Source organism: Streptomyces sp. NPDC097107 (assembly GCF_044762405.1).
GTDB lineage: Bacteria > Actinomycetota > Actinomycetes > Streptomycetales > Streptomycetaceae > Streptomyces > Streptomyces thinghirensis.
The window spans coordinates 150,811-171,157 of record NZ_JBIWEF010000014.1; the positions used below are offsets into that span (position 1 = coordinate 150,811).

The following is a 20,347-nucleotide window of genomic DNA, read 5'->3' on the forward strand; positions in this document are numbered from 1 at the left end:
ACCGTGACTAACGCAGAGAATCTGATTGCGCTGCTGGTGGCGGCGCCTTTGCTCGGAGCGGCGGTCCTGCTGTGCGGCGGACGCCGACTGGACGCCGTAGGTCATTGGATCGGGACGGTGCTGGCCGCCACGTCCTTCGTGATCGGCGCCGTCCTCTTCGCCGACATGCTCGGCGCCGGCGCCGAGGACCGCACCCTGACGCAGCACCTGTTCAGCTGGATCCCGGTGGAGGGATTCCAGGCCGACGTCGCCTTCCGCCTCGACCAGTTGTCGATGACGTTCGTCCTGCTGATCACCGGCGTCGGCTCGCTCATCCATCTGTACTCGATCGCGTACATGGAGCACGACGAGCGCCGCCGCCGCTTCTTCGGCTACCTGAACCTGTTCCTCGCGGCGATGCTGCTGCTCGTCCTCGCCGACAACTACCTGCTGCTCTACGTCGGCTGGGAGGGCGTCGGTCTCGCCTCCTACCTGCTGATCGGCTTCTGGCAGCACAAGCCCAGCGCCGCCACCGCCGCGAAGAAGGCCTTCCTGGTCAACCGCGTCGGCGACATGGGCCTGTCGATCGCGATCATGCTGATGTTCCTGTGGTTCGGCACCTTCGCCTTCGGGCCGGTGCTCGGCGGCCACGGGGAGGCCGGACTCGCCGGATCGGCGGACGAGGGCAAGCTCACCGCGATCGCGCTGATGCTGCTCCTCGCCGCCTGCGGCAAGTCCGCCCAGGTACCGCTTCAGTCCTGGCTCGGGGACGCGATGGAGGGCCCGACTCCGGTCTCCGCCCTCATCCACGCCGCGACCATGGTGACGGCGGGCGTGTACCTGATCGTCCGCTCCGGCGCCATCTTCAACGGCGCGCCCGACGCGCAGTTGGTCGTCACCATCGTCGGCGCGGTCACGCTGCTGTTCGGTGCGATCGTCGGTTGCGCCAAGGACGACATCAAGAAGGCGCTGGCCGGCTCGACCATGTCGCAGATCGGCTACATGGTGCTGGCGGCCGGTCTCGGCCCGATCGGCTACGTCTTCGCGATCATGCACCTGGTGACGCACGGCTTCTTCAAGGCCGGGCTGTTCCTCGGCGCCGGCTCGGTCATGCACGGCATGAACGACGAGGTCGACATGCGCCGCTACGGCGGACTGCGCAAGTACATGCCGGTCACGTTCATCACCTTCGGCCTCGGCTATCTCGCCATCATCGGCTTCCCGGGTCTGTCCGGCTTCTTCTCCAAGGACAAGATCATCGAGTCGGCGTTCGCCAAGGGCGGCACCGAGGGCTGGATCCTCGGCGGCGTGGCCCTGCTGGGCGCGGCCATCACGGCGTACTACATGACGCGCGTGATGCTGATGACGTTCTTCGGCGAGGAGCGCTGGCGCAAGGCTCCGACGCCGTCGCCCGCCGAGCCCGACGTGGAGCCGGCCGCCGAGACGCGCGGCGAGTACACCCCGCCGCACCCGCACGAGTCGCCGAAGAGCATGACGATCCCGATGATCGTGCTGGCCGTCGGCTCGGTGTTCGGCGGCGCGTTCTTCAGCATCGGCGACCGCTTCGTGCACTGGCTGGAGCCCATCACCGGGCACGACCACGGCCACGCGCCGATCAGCGCCCTGACGGTCACGATCTCCACGGTCGCCGTGATGGTGATCGGCGTCGCGGCCGCCTGGGCACAGTACGGCCGCCGTCCCGTCCCGGCCGTCGCCCCGCGCGGGTCGCTGCTCACCCGGGCCGCCCGGCGCGACCTGCTCCAGGACGACTTCAACCACGTCGTCCTGGTCCGCGGCGGGGAGCACCTCACGCGCTCCCTGGTCTACGTCGACCACACCCTGGTCGACGGGGTCGTCAACGGCACGGCGGCCTCGGTCGGCGGCCTGTCCGGGCGGATGCGCAAGCTGCAGAACGGCTTCGCGCGCTCGTACGCGGTCTCGATGTTCGGCGGTGCGGCGGTCCTCGTCGCCGCGACCCTGCTGATGAGGGCGGTCTGATACCGATGTCCTTTCCCCTGCTGACAGTCACGGCGGCCCTGCCGGCCGTCGGGGCGATCGCGACGGCAGCCGTGCCGGCCACGAAACGCACCGCGGCCAAGTGGCTGGCGCTGCTGGTCTCGCTGGCCACGCTCGCGCTGGCGATCACGATCCTGGTCCGTTTCGACCCCGGCGGCGACCGCTACCAGCTCACCGAGTCCCACTCCTGGATCGCGGAGTTCGGCGTCCGGTACGAGCTGGGCGTGGACGGCATCGCGGTGGCACTGATCGCGCTGACCGCCCTGCTGATCCCGTTCATCATCCTGGCGGGCTGGCACGACGCCGACCCGCTGGAGACCGGCAGCACCAGGTGGCGGCCGACGCAGGGCTTCTTCGCCCTGATCCTGGCCGTCGAGGCGATGGTGATCATCTCCTTCGAGGCCACCGACGTCTTCCTCTTCTACATCTTCTTCGAAGCCATGCTGATCCCGATGTACTTCCTCATCGGCGGCTTCGGGGACCGGGCCCACGAGCACGGTGAGAAGACGGCGGCGACGCAGCGTTCGTACGCCGCCGTGAAGTTCCTCCTCTACAACCTGGCCGGCGGCCTGATCATGCTGGCCGCGGTGATCGGGCTCTACGTGGTCGCCGGGAACTTCTCCCTCACCGAGATCGCCGAGGCACGGGCGAGCGGCGAGCTGACCATGTCGACCAGCACGGAACGCTGGCTGTTCCTCGGTTTCTTCTTCGCCTTCGCGGTGAAGGCACCGCTGTGGCCGCTGCACACCTGGCTGCCCAACGCCATGCAGGAGTCGACCGCCCCGGTCGCCGTGCTCATCACGGCGGTCGTCGACAAGGTCGGCACCTTCGCGATGCTGCGCTTCTGCCTCCAGCTCTTCCCGGAGGCGAGCAAGTGGGCGACACCGGTCGTCCTCGTCCTCGCGGTCATCAGCATCATCTACGGGGCGCTGCTCGCGGTCGGTCAGCGCGACATCAAGCGGCTGATCGCCTACGCGTCGATCTCGCACTTCGGCTTCATCATCATGGGCATCTTCGCGATGACCAGCCAGGGCCAGTCCGGCGCGACGCTCTACATGGTCAACCACGGCATCTCGACCGCCGTCCTGATGCTGATCGCCGGTTTCCTGATCTCGCGGCGCGGCTCGCGGCTCATCGCCGACTACGGCGGAGTGCAGAAGGTCGCCCCGGTGCTCGCCGGCACCTTCCTGATCGGTGGCCTGGCGACTCTCTCCCTGCCGGGTCTCGCGCCCTTCATCAGTGAGTTCCTGGTCCTGGTCGGCACGTTCACGCGCTATCCGGTGATCGGCATCATCGCCACGTTCGGCATCGTGCTCGCCGCGCTCTACACCCTCGTCCTCTACCAGCGGACGATGACGGGACCGGTGAAGCCGGAGGTGTCCGCGATGCCCGATCTGCGGGTGCGTGAGCTGGTGGTCGTGGCTCCGCTGGTGGCGCTGCTGATCTTCCTGGGCGTCTTCCCGAAGCCCCTCACGGACATCGTCAACCCCGCGGTGGAGCAGACCATGTCCGACGTACACAAGAAGGACCCCCAGCCTGAGGTGGAGGCGGCCAAGTGAGCGCAACAGCCGTCCACAGCCTGTGGACAACGGCGGCAACGGCGGCCGACCCGATCGGGAAGATCGACGCGCCGAAGATCGAGTACGGGCAGCTGTCGCCCGTCCTCATCGTCCTCGGCGCGGCGATCATCGGAATCCTGATCGAGGCCTTCGTGCCGCGCCGGTCCCGCTACTACGTACAGACGTTCATGTCCGCCGTCGCACTCATCGCCGCCTTCGCCGCGGTCGTCGCGCTCGCGGCGGGCGGATACGGCACGACCAAGGCGGGCATCGCTGCGATGGGCGCCATCGCCGTCGACGGACCGGCCCTGTTCCTTCAGGGCACCATCCTGCTGGCGAGCCTGGTCGGCCTCTTCACCTTTGCCGAGCGGCGGCTCGACCCGGACGTGCAGGGCAACCGCGTCGACTCCTTCGCCGCACAGGCGGCGTCCGTACCGGGCAGCGAGAGCGAGCAGAAGGCGGTGAAGGCCGGGTTCACCACCACCGAGGTGTTCCCGCTGCTGCTCTTCGCCGTCGCCGGCATGCTGGTCTTCCCGGCCGCCAACGACCTGCTGACGCTCTTCGTGGCGCTGGAGGTCTTCTCCCTTCCCCTCTACCTGTTGTGCGCGCTGGCCCGCCGCAAGCGGCTGATGTCGCAGGAGGCGGCGGTCAAGTACTTCCTGCTCGGCGCCTTCGCCTCCGCCTTCACCCTGTTCGGCATCGCCCTGCTCTACGGCTACGCGGGCTCGATGTCGTACGGCACGATCGCGCAGGTCGTCGACGGCACCGTGCAGAACGTCACCCCGGCGCTCGCCGACACCATGGGCAACGACGCGCTGCTCCTGGTGGGGGCCGCGCTGATCGTCATGGGCCTGCTGTTCAAGGTGGGCGCGGTGCCGTTCCACATGTGGACGCCGGACGTGTACCAGGGCGCGCCGACGCCGGTGACCGGCTTCATGGCGGCGGCGACCAAGGTGGCGGCCTTCGGCGCCCTGCTCCGCATCCTCTACGTCGTCCTGCCCGGCCTGCGCTGGGACTGGCGGCCGGTGATGTGGGCCGTGGCGATCGTCACCATGCTGGCCGGCGCGATCGTCGCGATCACGCAGACCGACATCAAGCGGCTGCTGGCGTACTCGTCGATCGCGCACGCGGGCTTCATCCTCGCCGGTGTCATCGCGACCACGCCGGACGGCATCTCGTCCGTCCTCTTCTACCTGGCCGCGTACTCCTTCGTCACGATCGGCGCCTTCGCGGTCGTGACCCTGGTGCGCGACGCGGGCGGTGAGGCGACCCACCTGTCGAAGTGGGCCGGACTCGGCCGCAGGTCACCGCTGGTGGCGGCCGTGTTCGCGGTGTTCCTGCTGGCCTTCGCGGGCATCCCGCTCACCTCCGGCTTCTCCGGCAAGTTCGCCGTGTTCAAGGCGGCGGCGGAGGGCGGCGCGGCTCCGCTGGTCGTGATCGGTGTGATCTCGTCGGCGATCGCGGCGTTCTTCTACATCCGCGTGATCGTGCTGATGTTCTTCAGCGAGCCGAGGCCGGAGGGCCCGACCGTCGCGGTGCCGTCACCGTTGACGATGACGGCGATCGGCGTCGGAGTGGCGGTCACGGTGGTGCTCGGTGTGGCGCCGCAGTACTTCCTGGACCTGGCTGGACAGGCGGGGGTGTTCGTGCGCTGACGCGGCGCTCGCCGGTTCGGACACGGCGGCGGCCCGGCATCCTTCGGGGGTGCCGGGCCGCCGCCCTGAGTGCGGGGGGTTACTCGCCGCCAGGACGGGCCTTGATGGCGGTCAGGTCCAGGTCCATCGGGAAGGGCGCGCTCACCTTCATGCGTTCACGGAAGATGCCGACGTCGACGTAGGTGCCGGTGGTGGGCTCCAGCTCGAAGGCGTGGACGACGGCGAGGCCCTTCCCGTTCTCCACTCGCCAATAGTGCGCGATGCCCGCCCGGGCGTACTTCAGGGGCTTGGTCTCGCGGTCGCGGGAGACGGAGTCCGATGAGACGACATCCACGGTGAGTACGACGGCTGATGCCGGGACCCGGGTCTGGTCGGGACTCGTCAGTGCTTCTTCCCGCAGCATCAGCACGTCCGGCTCCGGCCTGTTCTGCCGGTCCACGTCCACAGTGAACCCGCACAGGACATCGAGCCCCTGAGGTGCGGCTACGGAGAGCTGCCGGCCGAAGAAGGACGTCGCTCGCTCGTGGAAGACCGACTGCGGGCAAGGGAGCACAAGACTGGCGTCGATCAGTTGCGTATGCGCCGGCAGGTTGGGGAGGCGGTCCAGATCGTCAGCGCTCCACCCCTCGGCAGGAGGGATCGGCCACTTGGGGAGTGAGGCCTCGGTTGCCACTCTTGTGAGTTCCCAGTGATAGGAGTGTCGGATGCCACTTCAGGCTATCGGCTCGTGACGATCGGCGACGGGTGAAGCCTGTGGATAACTCCGGGGCTGTCGGCGCGGACCCCTATCGTTGAGGCAGTGGTCGGGACAGGACGGACCAGACGGATCAGACAGGCCGGGCGGGACGGGCTGGCCCGGACGGGCGAGGCAGGACGTACGGGGGACGGGACGATGGGCGGGACGGGCGTGATCGGCGATATGGCAGAGGCGACACAGACCAGAAGCGTGGACAGCGAGGCGCTGGCCACGCTGCACCGGGTCTTCGGGTACGAGGCCTTCCGCGGCGAGCAGGAGGCGGTCGTCGACCACGTGGTGGCGGGCGGTGACGCCGTTGTGCTCATGCCGACCGGCGGCGGCAAGTCGCTGTGCTACCAGATTCCGTCCCTGGTCCGGCCCGGCACGGGCATCGTGGTCTCGCCGCTGATCGCGCTGATGCAGGACCAGGTGGACGCGCTGCGGGCGCTCGGTGTGCGGGCCGGGTTCATGAACTCCACGCAGGACTTCGACGAGCGGCGCGTGGTGGAGGCCGAGTTCCTCGCCGGCGAGCTGGACCTGCTGTACCTGGCCCCCGAGCGGCTGCGGCTGGAGGGCACCCTCGACCTGCTCTCCCGGGGCAAGATCTCCCTCTTCGCGATCGACGAGGCGCACTGCGTCTCCCAGTGGGGCCACGACTTCCGGCCCGACTACCTGGCCCTGTCCCTGCTCGGCGAGCGCTGGCCGGACGTGCCCCGGCTCGCGCTCACGGCGACGGCCACGCACGCGACGCACCGCGAGATCACCGAGCGGTTGAACATGCCGGCGGCGCGGCATTTCGTGGCGAGCTTCGACCGGCCCAACATCCAGTACCGGGTCGTGCCGAAGTCCGACCCCAAGAAGCAGCTGCTGCACTTCCTGCGCGAGGAGCACCCCGGCGACGCGGGCATCGTGTACTGCCTCTCGCGCAACTCCGTCGACAAGACAGCCGAGTTCCTGTCGAGCAACGGCATCGAGGCCGTGCCGTACCACGCGGGCCTGGACGCGGGCACCCGAGCCGCGCACCAGTCCCGGTTCCTCCGGGAGGAGGGCCTGGTGGTCGTGGCGACCATCGCCTTCGGTATGGGCATCGACAAGCCGGACGTGCGATTCGTCGCCCACCTGGACCTTCCCAAGTCGGTCGAGGGCTACTACCAGGAGACCGGCCGTGCCGGGCGGGACGGCCTGCCGTCGACCGCCTGGATGGCGTACGGCCTCAACGACGTCATACAGCAGCGCAAACTGATCCAGTCCGGCGAGGGTGACGAGGCGTTCCGCCGCCGGGCCCAGTCCCACCTGGACGCGATGCTCGCCCTGTGCGAGACCGTCCAGTGCCGCCGCGGCCAGCTCCTCGCCTACTTCGGGCAGGACCCGGACCCGGCCGGCTGCGGCAACTGCGACACCTGCGTCACGCCCCCGGAGACCTGGGACGGCACGGTCCCGGCACAGAAGGTGCTGTCGACGGTGGTGCGGCTGAAGCGGGAGCGCGGGCAGAAGTTCGGCGCGGGACAGATCATCGACATCCTGCTGGGCAAGCGCACCGCCAAGGTGATCCAGTTCGACCACGACCAGCTCTCCGTGTTCGGCATCGGCGAGGAGCTGACCGAGGGCGAGTGGCGGGGCGTCGCCCGGCAGCTGCTGGCCCAGGGGCTCCTCGCGGTCGAGGGCGAGTACGGCACGCTGGTGCTGACCGAGACCAGCGGGTCGGTGCTGCGCCGGGAGCGGGAGGTGCCGCTGCGCAAGGAGCCCGAGAAGCCGGCCACGGCCCGGTCGGCAGGCGGCGGGCGGGGGGGCCGTAAGCCGAAGGCCGCCGCGGTCGAACTGCCCGAGGAGCTGCTCCCCGCCTTCGAGGCCCTGCGCGCCTGGCGCGCGGAGCAGGCCCGCGAGCAGGGCGTCCCGGCGTACGTCATCTTCCACGACGCCACGCTCCGGGAGATCGCCACCGCCTGGCCCACCTCGATCGGGCAGCTCGGAGGCATCAGCGGGGTCGGCGAGAAGAAGCTGGCGACGTACGGCGAGGGCGTGCTCGTGGTGCTGGCGGAGCTGAACGGACCGGCGGCGGCCACGGCGCCCGTACCGGACCGCCCGTCGGCCGGATCAGGCTCCGGCGCAGATGCTGGTTCCGGCGTGGACGACTGGCCCGAACACGAGCCGGAGCCCGAGCCCGACGACTGGATATAGGCGACGAACGACGGGCGACGGGCGACGGGCGACGAACGACGGGCGACGAACGACGGGCGACGAACGACGGGCGACGGGCGACGGGCGACGAACGACGAACGACGGGCGACGGGCGACGGGCGACGGGCGACGGGCGACGGGCGGCGAGCGGCGGGCGACGGGTGGCGAGCGACGGACGCGTGACGCTGTTCCCTACGCCAGCGCCGTCAGGCCCGGGGCGAAGGTGATCAGCAGCGGAAGGAGGGGGACCAGAGCGGCTGTCGCCGTGGTCAGGGCCCTGTGCCGGGGAAGCAGGCGGGGCGGGGGTTCCAGGAGGCGGTCGACCCGTTCGCCGAGGAGGCGGTGGCTGGAGGAGCAGGACAGGACACCGCGGTGCTGGTTCAGCTCGATCAGGGCCAGTGCCGTGGTCAGGTGGCCGCAGCGGCGGGAGGCGGTGTCGTCGGCGGCGAGTTCGACCAGGCGGTGGGTCTGGTCGCAGAAATGGGTGAACAGCGGGACCCGCGGGAAGCCGGTGGCCAGGGCGCTGGACAGGTGCAGCAGCCAGTCGTGGCGGGCCCGGGCGTGGCCCCGCTCGTGGGTGAGGACGGCGTCGAGCTGATGGTCGGTGAGGCGCTGCAGGGCACCGGTGGTGACGATCAGCTGGGGTGGGTTGCCGGGCATCCACCAGGCGTCCGGGTACTCGTCCTCCAGGACCAGCAGGGGGCCGCGGGCGGCGGGGAGCCCGGCGGGCAGGTCGGGGGCGCGTTCGCGCAGGTGGGCGCGTGAGCGGGCGCGCCGTCGGCGGGCCTCGACGAGTTCGCGGGCGAGCATGGCGGTCGTCCAGGCGGCGCCGCCGGCCAGCAGGAGGGTGAGGGCGGCCGCCCACGGCGGGCCGGCGGAGAGGTTGTAGGCCGCGGTCACCGCCGGTGGCGCCGGCGCGAAGAGCTGGGCGCGCACGGTGCCGAAGACGGCGGCGGCGCCGAGGACGAGGGCCGTCAGACAGCACAGCAGGACGGTGGCTACCAGACACTGCCACACCCAGAGCGCGACCACGGGCTCCCGTTCGGGCCACGCGGAACGGGTCAGCGCGCGCGGCACCGGTACCGCGGCGGTCACGGCGACGACGAACAGCAGGAGCAGGCAGACGGTCATGCCACGGGCTCCGGATCCTGGTCGGATGGGCGGCTCTGGCTGTGCTGGGCTGTGCTGTGGTGCAGACAGCGGGGTGTCCGGGGTGTGTCCGGGGTGCGTCTGCCGGGCCGGCGTGACGGGTCCGCCGCGCGGGCGCGGACGTGCCGTACACACCGCCCGACGCCAGTATGACGGTGACGGGCGGCGTGAGGCAGGCCCCGACGGGCAACGGATCCGAGTGCGCGGAAGTCGGGGGAGTCGCGGTGGTTACCGTCCGGTCCGTGGCGGGACCACCTGGCCGGTCACCTCGCCCAGCCCCACCCGGGTGCCGCCCGGCCCCGGTGCCCAGGCCGACAGGGTCACCACGTCCCCGTCCTCCAGGAACGTCCGCTTGCCGTCCGGCAGTTCAATGGGGTCGCGTCCGTTCCAGGTCAGCTCCAGCAAGGACCCGCGCTCCCGGTCGGCCGGTCCGCTCACCGTGCCGGAGCCGTAGAGGTCGCCGGTGCGCAGGGAGGCGCCGTTGACGGTCATGTGGGCCAGTTGCTGGGCGGCCGTCCAGTACATGGTGCAGAACGGCGGCTCGGAGACGACGTGGCCGTTGACGGCGACGGAGATCCGCAGGTCGTAGCCTCCGGGTTCGTCGAGTTCCCCGCCCGTGTCGTCGAGGTAGGGCAGCAGCTCGTGCGTGCGCTCCGGCGGGGCCACCCGTGCCTCCTCCAGAGCGTCCAGCGGCGTGATCCAGGCCGACACCGAGGTGGTGAAGGACTTGCCGAGGAACGGGCCGAGGGGGACGTACTCCCAGGCCTGGACGTCCCGCGCGGACCAGTCGTTGAGCAGGCAGAGTCCGAAGACGTGCTCGCGGAAGTCGCCGAGCGCCACCGGGTTGCCCAGCTCGGACGGCGCGCCCACCACGAAGCCGACCTCGGCCTCGATGTCGAGGCGGACGGACGGGCCGAAGACGGGAGCGGTGTCGGTGGGGGCCTTGCGCTGCCCGGACGGCCGTACGACGTCCGTGCCGGACACGACCACCGTGCCGGAGCGGCCGTGGTAGCCGATGGGGAGGTGCTTCCAGTTGGGGGTGAGGGAGTCGGCGGCGTCGGGGCGGAAGATCTGGCCGACGTTCCGGGCGTGGTTCTCGGAGGCGTAGAAGTCGACGTAGTCCGCGACCTCGAAGGGCAGGTGCAGCGTCACCGAGGAGAGGGGGTGGAAGAGGGGTTCCAGGGTTTCGCGGTGGGCGGGGACCGTCACCCAGGCCGTCAGCGCGCGCCGTACGTCGGACCAGGCGGTGCGGCCGGCCGCCAGCAGCGGGTTCAGGGTGGGCCGTGCGAGCAGGGAGGCGTACGGCGATCCGAGTGCGTGGGCCGCCGCGCCGGCGTCCAGGACGTGGTCGCCGAGCCGGACGCCCACCGTCCGCTCCTGCGTGCCGGGGATCGAGAACACGCCGTACGGAAGGTTGTGCGGGCCGAAGGGGTCGCCCTCGGGGACATCGAAGGGGGGCATCGGGTGCTGCCTCGCTTTCGTGCTCGCCATGTGCGCCGTGCGCGCCGGGTGCGCCACGTGGTTCGTGGTCGGGCCACACGTTACGGGTGACATACCGGTCTTGGGCAGTGCGTCGGGAGGTGGCGGCGCGTGGCGGGGGAGGCGCGGTCCCGCGTGCTGACGTGCGGTGAGTGGTGCGGGCACCCGTGCGTGGAGGCGGGGGAGTGACCGGTGGGGCGGCTCCTGCGCCGCCCGCGTACGCCCGCGCGAACGGCCGGGGATGTGGCGCTCCGCTTCCGCTTGTGTACGGGAAGTTGTCCACAGGCAGGTACGCAATCTTGACGGAGCGGTGCGAACGGGGCGACTCTGGGCGGGTGCCGGAAGGCCTCGGGGAGGGGGCTTTCGATGGCACACCAGGGGGGCGGATGGCCGTTGGGGAGGCCGGTCCGGGTTCGGTGCGGGATGGTTCGCAGCCGAGGAAGCGGCTGGAAGAGACCATGCGCAGCCGACTCGGCCGAGAATGCGTGTACGTACCGTCATGCCGTTTCGGGCTGTACGCGGCACTGCGTCACTGGTGCCCGCCGGGCGGCCGGGTGCTGATGTCGCCGGTCAACGACGACGTCATCTTCTTCGTCGTGCTCGCGGCCGGACTGCGCCCGGTGCAGGCGCCGTTGGATCCGTCGGACGCGTCCATCGACATCGATGCCGTGCCCGCGGAGGTGTGGGGTTCGCTGTCCGCCGTAGTGACGACCAACCTGTACGGCAACCCGGACCCAGCGCCCGGACTGCGGGCCCGTTGCGACGCGTCGGGCATCCCGTTGTTCGAGGACGCGGCGCACGCCATCGGCAGCGAGGTGGGCGGGCGGCCGGTGGGCGCTTGGGGCGATGCCTCCGTTTTCAGCCTGTCCAAACACGTCGGTGCCAAGGCCGGGGGAATCCTCGCGGTCGCCGACCCGGGGCTGCGGGACGCGCTGGCGAAGACCTGCGACGACCTGCTGCTGCCGCGCCGTAGGACGGCCGAACTCGCCTATGCCGTAAGACCGTACGCGGAGGCCGCCGTACGAGGCCTGCGGCTGCGGCGGGCCGCCTGGGGCGCGATGCGGCTGCTGGGACTGATGGAGCGGGAGGAGATCCGGATGCCGCTGCGTCCGGAGGAGCTGACCCGCGCGGTCGCCTCGGCCCCCGACCTCGATGCCCGGGACTCCCTCGACGCTCACGACCCCTGGGTCCGCGTCGACATGCACGACTACCGGCTGCGTGCCGGCCGGTTCCGGCTCGGGCGCATCGGACGCGGGCTCGACCGGCTGGACGACGTGCTCGCCGACTGCCGTGCGGGTACGGAGCTGCTGCTGTCGACGCGTTGGGCGAAGCCGGCCGGGTGGGAGGTGGCGAGGAGCCGATCACCGGGCGCCGCGCAGCCCTTGTTCCGCGTGCCGTTGCTGGTGGCGGACCGGGACGCGGCGGTGCGGGTGCTGGCCCGGCGCGGCATCGTCGTCGGCTACCTCTACGACCCGCCGCTGGACGACTACGCGGGCGCCGCCTTCACCGACCCGTCACCCTCTCCGGAGGGGGCGCGCTGGTTCGCGCGGCACGCGCTGCCCGTGGATCCGCTGCGCGCCCGTGCGGCCGTCGCCGCGCTGGAGGAGTCCGGAGTACGACCGGCCGAGGCACCCGAAGGGCTGGTTCCGACCGGTGGCTGAGGCTCAGGTGCACGAGACCGCGGCGGCACCCGCGGGCGGTGACCCGACGCCGTCCGGGAGCGGGCACGGAGGCGACTCGCTCTTCAAGAACGCCTATTTCCTGATGCTCAGCACCGGCGTCTCCGCCGTGCTCGGCCTCGGCTTCTGGCTCGTGGCCGCCCGCTACTACTCGGAGGAGGCCGTCGGGCAGGGCTCCGCCGCCATCGCCGCCATGCGGCTGCTCGCCAGTATCACGGCGACCACCATGATCGGCGCCGTGGTCCGTTTCGTACCCCGGGCCGGCCGCGCGACCGGGCCGCTCGTGTGGCGGGCGTACGCGGCCAGTTCGGTGGTCGTCGCCGTGGCCGCCGTCGTCTTCCTGCTCACCCTCGACCTGTGGGGGGCTTCGTACGCCCCGCTGGGCACCGCCGAGGCGGGGGCGCTGTTCGTCGCGGCGTGCGTGGCCTGGGCGCTGCTCACCCTCCAGGACGGCGTGCTGACCGGGCTGCGCAAGGCGGAGTGGGTGCCCGCCGGGAACGCGGTGTTCTCGGTCGGGAAGCTGATCCTGCTGGCCCTCTTCGCCACCACGCTGCCGGTGCTCGGCATCTTCGTGTCCTGGGCCGTGGCCATCGCCTTCTCCACCCTGCCGCTCGGCTGGCTGATCTTCCGCAGACTCATCCCGCGCCAGGCCGCCGCCGACCACGACGTGGAGCCGCTCAAGGTCCGTGAGATGGGCCGGTTCCTGGCCGGGGACTCGCTGGGCGCGGTGTTCAGCCTGGCGATGATCAACCTGCTCCCGGTGATGGTCGCGGTCAACTTCAGCGCCGCGGAGAACGGCTACTTCTACGTGGCGTACACCGTCGGCGGCACGATGGAGTTCATGGCCATCAACATGGCCTCCTCCCTCACCGCGCACGCCTCGCACGATCCGCGCCGCCTCGCCGACGGCGTCCGGGGAGCACTGCGCCGCATGACGCTGCTGCTGGTGCCGGTGGTGCTCTTCCTGGTCGTCTTCGCGCCGCAGATCCTCGCGCCCTTCGACGAGGACTACGCCGAGCACGGTTCCACGGTGCTGCGGCTGCTGGCCATCGGCGCGCTGCCGAGGATCGTGGTCGAGCTGTACATCGGCGTGCTGCGCGTCCAGGGGCGTACCGGCGTGCTCGCCGCCGTGCAGGGCACCATGTGCGTCCTCGTGCTGGGCAGCGCGGTCATGCTGTTCAGCCCGGCCGGGATCGCGGGCGCCGGCTGGGCGGTGCTCGGGGGCATGACGGTGGTCGCCGTCGGCTGCGTCCCCGGCCTGCGGGCCACCCTGCGCGGCAGCGACGGAGCCGGTCGTTCCGGCGGGCCCCGGGACACGGACGCCTCCGATCGCCTCCGGCTGCGGGGCGTTCGGAAGCCGGGCCCCGGCAACTCCTACGGCACTCACTGGGCCCGGTTGAACGCCACCGCCGGGTACGGCACGACCTGGGCGCGGCGGGCGGCCTACGAGCACGGGCAGTCCGACGAGGCGCCACGGGACGACACCGTCGCCCTGTTCATAGGGCGCCCGGGGTACGAGCGGGAGGCCCTGGAGGCGGACACCCTCGCGGTGATCGTCCGGCGGCCCCAGAACCCGGACGCCGGGGCCGGGCTCCCGTCGGGCCAGGGCCCGACGCCGGACTTGACCGGTGCGAGCACTGCGTCTGATGCGACTGCTGCGTCCGGTGCGACGGGAGCGTCTGATGCGATTACTGCCTCCGGTGCGACGGGAGCGTCCGGTGCGATTACTGCCTCCGGTGCGACGGGAGCGTCCGGTGCGACTGCAACACCCGACGCGTCCGACGCGACCCATGACTCCGACGGGCTCCACGTGGCCCACGAGCCTCACATGCCCCCCGCGACCCACGGGGCCAGCATGGCTGACATGCCCCGGGCGCTCCACGGGGCTGACGCGACCGACGCGGACTCGGGCCTCGGCTCCGGCTCCCGCCCCGTAGGCGATCGCGACGGAGACGGCGACCACGGTTACGGCGACGCTGACGGCGACTTCGTGGAGGGTGATGCCGGCGGGACCGGGGCGGTCCCCGAGCGGCTTCTGAGGCCTGTTCTGTGGCTGCTGATCGGCGTCGCCACCATCGTCTTCCTGGTGGCGTTGCGCGACTTGCCGTGGCTGAGCGGCGTCTCGGAGGTCGGGGCCCAACTCACCGGGCAGGAGCTGCTGCGGGGGGTTCCTCTGCCGGCGCTGGTCGCCGGGGCCCTGATGCTCGTGGTGTTCGTGGCGTCCGTGACGTTGTGCGCCTCGCCCGACCCGTGGCTCCCCGGTGGCGCACTTGGCGCCGCCGTCCTCGCCCTGCACGCGGCGCCCGTGGCGCTCGGCTGGGAACCGGAGGCGGTCGGCGGGACGTTATACACCGAGACGGCCCAATTCATCGCGGAAGCGGCGGGGCTCGACGGGCCCGGCCCACTGCTGCGCTGGACTCCGCTCGTCCTGCATCTGCTGTGTCTCGTACCGCTGTGGCTGCTGCTCGCGATGGCGGGCGGCCGGCTGCCGCGGCAGGGACGCTGGGGGGTTCTGTATCTCGTCGCGGTGGGGAGCTGGGTCTGGCGTGAGGAGCTGGCGCCGATCGCGCCGCCTCTCCTCCTGCTGCTCGCCCTCGTCGTCCTGCTCCTGTCCCTGCGCCGCCCGTCCCCCATGAAGGACGCGACGGGCGCGACGGGCGCGACGGGCGCGACGGGTGCGACGGGTGCGACGGGTGCGACGGGTGCGACGGGTGCGACGGGTGCGACGGACGCGACGGGTGCGACGGACGCGACTGGCGCGATCGACACGACCGACAAGAGAGCTGTGACGGAGCCCCCGCATCGCACCAGACCGAACGGCATGTTCAGGGACTGATCAAGCACAGAGCCGAATCGCCAGGGGGGAACCGCCGTGCGTCCGCCAGCAACTCCACGGGAGAGATCCGCACCAGAGCCCGCGCCCGGGCAGGAACCCCGGGACGCGTCGAACCGGGACACGCCGGAAGCAACCGGGGAGCCCTCCACCTCACATGATCGGCCCCGCACCGCGCAGGAGCGGCCCCGCACCGCGCAGGAGCGGCCCCGCACCGCGCAGGAGCGGCCCCGCACCGCGCAGGAGCGGCCCCGCACCGCGCAGGAGCGGTCCCGCACTGCGCAGGAGTCGGCCACCACGACGTCGGACGAAGCGTCCGCCCGGCCGGGCCCGAGGAGTACCGCACGCGCCCACCGCCCCTCCACCCCGGGGCCCTCCGACTCCGCCGCCGAGCTGCCCGTGACGGACCTGTCCGACCTCACCCCCGCCGCCTGGCCGGCCCGCACGGCCGCCGCCTGGCCTGCCGTGCCCCTCCTCGTCGCCCTCGCCCTGTGGGGCTACGCGATGCGGCACACCGACGTGTCCGCCCTGGACGACTACGGCCTGGCCAGCGCGCTGCACCCCACCTTCTGGGCCGGCCTCGCCGTGCTCACCGCGGGTTTCTGGTGCACGGTCCGCGACCCGCGCCGCCGCAACGGCTGGTCCCTCGCGTACGTTCTGGGCCTGCTGGTGATGGAGCGGGCCACCCAGGCCGTTCTCTACCCGACCCCGCTCTACGCGTGGGCGTGGAAGCACGACGCGGTCATCGACCACCTGCTGACGTCCGGGGGTCTGCAGACCGCGGACCAACTCGGCGACATGGCCGTCTACGACCAGTGGCCCGCCTTCTTCGCCGCCCAGGCGGCGCTGGTGCGGCTGCTGGGTGTGGACAACGCCGCGATGTACATGGCCTGGTGGCCGTTGGTCTCCAGCGTGCTGCTGCTGCTCCCGCTGCTGCTGATCTACCGGACCTTCACCGAGGACCGGCGGCTGATCTGGACCGCCGTGTGGCTGTTCTGCGTCGCCAACTGGGTGGGCCAGGACTACTTCTCCCCGCAGTCCGTGGCCTTCGTCCTCCACCTGGGCGTCATCACGGTCGTACTGCGCCACTACGGCCGCTCCGGCGGGCGGGAAGGCCGGCAGGGGCAGGCCGTGTGGACCGTACTGCTCAGCGTGCTGGTCACCGCCATCGTCGTCTCGCACCAGCTGACACCCGGCATGCTCGTCGTCACGCTCGTCGCGCTGGCCTTCACGCGCCGCTACCGCCACTGGGTCCCTGCGGTCACGACGGTCGTGATCTTCCTGGCCTGGTGCCTCACGGCCGCGCTGCCCTTTCTGTCCGCCGCAATGCCGGACATGATTCGCTCCATCGGCGACGTCGGCGCCAATGTCGAGACCGGGTACGGGGCCACCCCCACCGGCACCGGAGCGGTGGCGACCTCCTGGGCGGCCCGGCTGCTCTCGGGTTCCGTGCTCCTGCTCGCGCTGGTGGGTGTACTGCGCCAACGGGTGCTGCGGCACCGGGCGCTGCCGCTGCTGCTGGTCGCCGCGGCGCCGCTGCCGATGTTCGTGGCGAGCAGTTACGGCAGCGAGATGATCTTCCGGGTCCTGATGTTCACGCTGCCCGGCGCGGCCTTCTTCGCCGCCGCCGCGCTGCTGCCCAAGGTCCGCACGCTGGCCGCCGACGCCGCCGCGCGGGAGACGGGTGGACGCTTGCCGGCCACCACCGCCCGACGCCGCCGCCTGCCACTGCCCTCCCTGCCCCCGTTGCGGTACGGCGCGTGGGTGCCGCCGCTCGTGCTGCTCGCCGGGACCCTCGCTTTCGTACCGAGCTACTCGGGCAAGGACCGCATCAACTACTTCCCGCCCCGGGAGGTCGCCCTCGTCCGGCAGCTCTTCGACCAGGCGCCCGACGACTCCTTGGTCGTCGCCGCCAACCGGAACTACCCGCTCGCCTACGAGCAGTACTGGAGAGTCGACCACTACTGGTTCCTCGACGACGACCGACGCCACGTCGACGAGATAGTCCGCGACCCGGCCGCCGTCCTGGCCCGCGACATGGCCGCCGTGGAAGCACCGGCACGCGCCTATTTCCTGCTCACCCAGGGGCAGACGGCCAACTCGGAGATGAACGGCCAGTTGGACAAGGCGCAGCTGGCGCGCGTACGGGAGTCCGTGGCGGCGTCACCGAGGTTCGAGCTGGTCGCCGAGAACAGCGCCGGCGTGCTCTACGTCCTGAAACCGGCGAGCTGAGAAGGGGAGCGAGTCAGCCATGACACCGCAGAACGCCATGACACCGCGGGGCGCCATGACACCGCGGGGCGCCACGACACCGCAGGACCTCGTGATCCGTATGCTGCCCCCGTTCGCCGGCTGGCTGGCGCTCGCCGCGCTCGCCCTGCCCGGCGGCTCACCACTGCGCGGCGCGGCAGTCGCCGCGTTCCTGTCCGTCGGCCCGGGCGCCGCCCTGGTCGGAATCTGCGGCCCCGCGCTGCGGGCCCGCCGTGCCGAAGCCCCCGTCGAGCGCCGGGACCCGCACTTCGAACGCCACTCCGACCTGCTGGAACGGCTGATGCTGGCCGTCCTGTTGAGCGTGAGCGCCGCGATGCTCGTCGCCACGGTACTGATAGCCGCGCACGCCTTCAGCGGGGACCGCGTCCTGCTGACGCTCACCCTGCTGACCACGCTCGCCGCGTTCTGCCCGCGGCTGCGTGCCTCCCCGCCGACGCCCAGCACGGCGCCGGGGACGGCGCCGAGGAAACGGAAGGGTTCCACTCTGTGAGGTTCGCCCGTCCCGCTCGCCGCACGGCCGGAGACTCGACGACGACCGGACAGCACCGCCGGCCCAAGCCCCCCGGAGACCGCGGGGGGCCGGACCGGCGCCGACTGCTGATCACATCCATCACGGCCACCTGCGCGGTCCTGGTCGCGGTGCTCGCCCTGCGCGGCGCCTCCGGCCCCGCCGACCCGGCCGACGACGCGGAGTGCCGCCCGACGGAGCTGCTCGAACCGCCCTGCGGCGCCTGGTTCGGCGCGTTCGTGCCGCACGACAAGTCCGACCTGGCCGAGAAGGTGCACGAGTACGAGAAGAACGCCGGGCGCGGGCTCGACATCGTGTACACGTACCACGACATGTCCGCGGTCACGGAGACCCGTCTGGAAGGCCAGCTCCTCACCGAGCAGGAACAGCGCGTCGGCGAGGACCGCATGCTGCTGCTGTCCTGGGAGAGCAAGTGGTGGGGCGGCACCAAGCAGCAGCAGCCCACCTGGAAGCAGATAGCCGCCGGCGACCTGGACGACGCGGTGATCGACGTCCAGGCCCAGCGCATCAAGGAGTACGGGCAGCGCACGGGCAAGAAGGTGTTCCTCTCCTTCGACCTGGAGATGGACACCCGCACCCCGGACAACGGCACACCGGCCGACTACGTGCGGGCCTACCGGCACATCCACGACCGGTTCCGCGAGCTGGGCGTCGACAACGTCGTGTGGACCTGGGTCATCACCGGCTACCTGGACCACGCCGACCTGTTCAGGAGCATGTACCCGGGGGACGAGTACGTCGACTGGATCGGCTACAACCAGTACAACTACTACCTCTGCCACAAGACTGACTGGCTCAGCTTCGCCCAGACGCAGCACGCCACCCACGACTGGATCCGCGCCAACCTCTCCGACGACAAACCCCTGATGCTCTCGGAGTTCGGCAGCGCCTCCGACCCGAAGCGGCCGGACCGGCAGGCGGACTGGTACGCGCAGGTGCCCCGCGTGCTCAAGGAACTGGAGGGCGTCAAGGCCGCCCTCCAGTGGAACTACCGTGACCCGGGACCGAACTGCGATCTGGCCGTGGCCAACGACCGGGCGTGGGACAGCCTGCGCAAGGTGGTCGCCGACCCCCACCTCAACCAGCCACTCGAGTGACCGCGGTCAGCCGGCGAACTCGGGCCCCCGCACCAGGGCACGCCCCCGCCGGTACCACCGCCACGCGATCGTCTTCGGCCCGTCGCGATAGGGGGCGACCCGGACGCCCCCTCCCGCCAGCCACGCCTCGACGTCGGCGACCGTGTGGCTCCGCCGCACGATGAGCCGGGCGATGCGGTACCGCTCGTCGCGGTCGGAGCTGAGCGCGTGCCGCACGGCGGTCGCCGTCTCGTACCCGGCGCGGGCCGACAACGACCGCACCTTCGCGCTGTTGTAGCCGTGCGGGTAGGCGAGGTGGCGGACCGGATGCCCGAGGGTGTCCTCCAGCATGGCCTTGGACGTGCGCAGTTCGTACGCCAGCCCTTTGGCGGACAGCGTGTCGAGCTGGGCGTGGGTGACGGTGTGGCTGCCGATCTCCATGCCGGAACGTTCCAGCTCCGTCGCCGCGTCCAGGGTCATCATCGGGGCCGGGGGCAGCAGACTGCGGCCGCCGGGGGCGATGGCCCCGGTGGTGAGGTAGGCGGTGGCGGGCAGCGCGCGCTCGGCCAGCGCCTCGGCCGTGGGGCCGGGCAGATCGGCGAAGCCGTCGTCGAAGGTGAGCAGCACCGGCCGGGCCGGCAGGGGCGCCCGCCCGGCGAGGTGGTCGGCGAGCACGCTGATCGTGACCGGCGTCATGCCGCTGTCCACGATCGCGTCCAGATGGGCGGCGAACTCCTTCGGAGTGACGGTGAACTCGGCGATCCACGAGGGCGGATCGTCCATCACGGCGTGGTAGAGGAAGACGGGTATGTGCCCACCCGGCCCGCCCCGTCCGTCCGGCCCTCCGTCCGGCCCGCCAGGCCCGCCCCGTCCGTCCGGCCCTCCGTCCGGCCCGCCAGGCCCGCCCCGTCCGTCCGGCCCTCCGTCCGGCCCTCCGCCCGGTCGGTCTGGCCCGCCAGGTCCGTCCGGCCCTCCGCCCGGTCGGTCTGGCCCGCCAGGTCCGTCCGGCCCTCCGCCCGGTCGGTCTGGCCCGCCAGGTCCGCCCGGCCCTCCGCCCGGTCGGTCCGGTCCGCCCCGTCCGTCCGGCCCGCCCGCCGCGGGGACGCCCTCCCGCGCCCCGGCAGCTCCCAAGGTCTTGGCAGCCCCCGGGGTCTCGGCAGCCCCCCGGACCTCGGCAGCCCCCGGGGTCTCGGCCGCTCCCGGAGTCT

13 protein-coding genes are annotated in these 20,347 nt (G+C 71.6%); 9 read left to right on the plus strand and 4 right to left on the minus strand.

Translation table 11 applies throughout. From position 1 onward, the window contains the following. Positions 1–3: 3 nt before the first annotated feature. The 3 genes from nuoL to nuoN are packed head-to-tail and all read left to right on the plus strand — an operon-like array spanning position 4 to position 5,209. Positions 4–1,977, plus strand: coding sequence for an NADH-quinone oxidoreductase subunit L (gene nuoL / locus ACIQ1J_RS29800; RefSeq protein WP_210958012.1), 1,974 nt, complete (start codon positions 4–6; stop codon positions 1,975–1,977). A 5-nt stretch (positions 1,978–1,982) separates the two neighbouring features. Continuing rightward, entirely contained in the window at positions 1,983–3,554 is a 1,572-nt protein-coding gene (locus ACIQ1J_RS29805; protein ID WP_210958011.1) for an NADH-quinone oxidoreductase subunit M, read from the plus strand. Next, complete coding sequence (nuoN, locus tag ACIQ1J_RS29810) at positions 3,551–5,209, plus strand: NADH-quinone oxidoreductase subunit NuoN (RefSeq protein WP_403561645.1); 1,659 nt, start codon at positions 3,551–3,553, stop codon at positions 5,207–5,209. The genes ACIQ1J_RS29805 and nuoN overlap by 4 nt, the downstream gene beginning before the upstream one ends. 79 nt (positions 5,210–5,288) lie before the next feature. On the opposite strand, the gene ACIQ1J_RS29815 is transcribed toward nuoN, so the two are convergent. Then, positions 5,289–5,882: a Uma2 family endonuclease gene (locus ACIQ1J_RS29815; RefSeq protein WP_403561647.1), complete on the minus strand. Its 594-nt coding sequence runs from the start codon at positions 5,880–5,882 to the stop codon at positions 5,289–5,291. A 219-nt stretch (positions 5,883–6,101) separates the two neighbouring features. Here ACIQ1J_RS29815 and recQ point away from each other — a divergent pair, with 219 nt between their 5' ends. After that, complete coding sequence (gene recQ / locus ACIQ1J_RS29820; RefSeq protein ID WP_403561649.1) at positions 6,102–8,123, plus strand: DNA helicase RecQ; 2,022 nt, start codon at positions 6,102–6,104, stop codon at positions 8,121–8,123. A gap of 192 nt (positions 8,124–8,315) precedes the next feature. Here recQ and ACIQ1J_RS29825 read toward each other — a convergent pair whose 3' ends face one another. After that, positions 8,316–9,254: a M56 family metallopeptidase gene (locus tag ACIQ1J_RS29825; RefSeq protein WP_210958007.1), complete on the minus strand. Its 939-nt coding sequence runs from the start codon at positions 9,252–9,254 to the stop codon at positions 8,316–8,318. Between the two features lie 246 nt (positions 9,255–9,500). Further along, entirely contained in the window at positions 9,501–10,733 is a 1,233-nt protein-coding gene (fahA, locus tag ACIQ1J_RS29830; RefSeq protein ID WP_403561652.1) for a fumarylacetoacetase, read from the minus strand. Between the two features lie 404 nt (positions 10,734–11,137). Between fahA and ACIQ1J_RS29835 the strand changes: the two genes are divergently transcribed. The 5 genes from ACIQ1J_RS29835 to ACIQ1J_RS29855 all read left to right on the plus strand — a co-directional run bounded on the left by ACIQ1J_RS29835 (position 11,138) and on the right by ACIQ1J_RS29855 (position 19,160). Beyond that, on the plus strand, positions 11,138–12,412 hold the full coding sequence (locus ACIQ1J_RS29835) for a DegT/DnrJ/EryC1/StrS family aminotransferase (protein ID WP_403561654.1): 1,275 nt from the start codon (positions 11,138–11,140) through the stop codon (positions 12,410–12,412). Next, positions 12,405–15,266 (plus strand): lipopolysaccharide biosynthesis protein, encoded by a 2,862-nt coding sequence (locus ACIQ1J_RS29840; RefSeq protein WP_403561656.1) that lies wholly within the window; start codon positions 12,405–12,407, stop codon positions 15,264–15,266. The genes ACIQ1J_RS29835 and ACIQ1J_RS29840 overlap by 8 nt, the downstream gene beginning before the upstream one ends. A gap of 396 nt (positions 15,267–15,662) precedes the next feature. Next, on the plus strand, positions 15,663–17,495 hold the full coding sequence (locus ACIQ1J_RS29845; protein ID WP_403561703.1) for a glycosyltransferase: 1,833 nt from the start codon (positions 15,663–15,665) through the stop codon (positions 17,493–17,495). Between the two features lie 19 nt (positions 17,496–17,514). Then, complete coding sequence (locus tag ACIQ1J_RS29850) at positions 17,515–18,024, plus strand: hypothetical protein (RefSeq protein WP_403561658.1); 510 nt, start codon at positions 17,515–17,517, stop codon at positions 18,022–18,024. Beyond that, the gene (locus ACIQ1J_RS29855; protein ID WP_403561660.1) at positions 18,021–19,160 is read left to right on the plus strand and encodes a glycoside hydrolase family 26 protein; all 1,140 of its coding nucleotides are present in this window, start codon (positions 18,021–18,023) and stop codon (positions 19,158–19,160) included. The genes ACIQ1J_RS29850 and ACIQ1J_RS29855 overlap by 4 nt, the downstream gene beginning before the upstream one ends. A 6-nt stretch (positions 19,161–19,166) precedes the next feature. On the opposite strand, the gene ACIQ1J_RS29860 is transcribed toward ACIQ1J_RS29855, so the two are convergent. Then, on the minus strand, positions 19,167–19,922 hold the full coding sequence (locus ACIQ1J_RS29860; RefSeq protein WP_403561662.1) for a polysaccharide deacetylase family protein: 756 nt from the start codon (positions 19,920–19,922) through the stop codon (positions 19,167–19,169). Positions 19,923–20,347 lie beyond the last annotated feature (425 nt).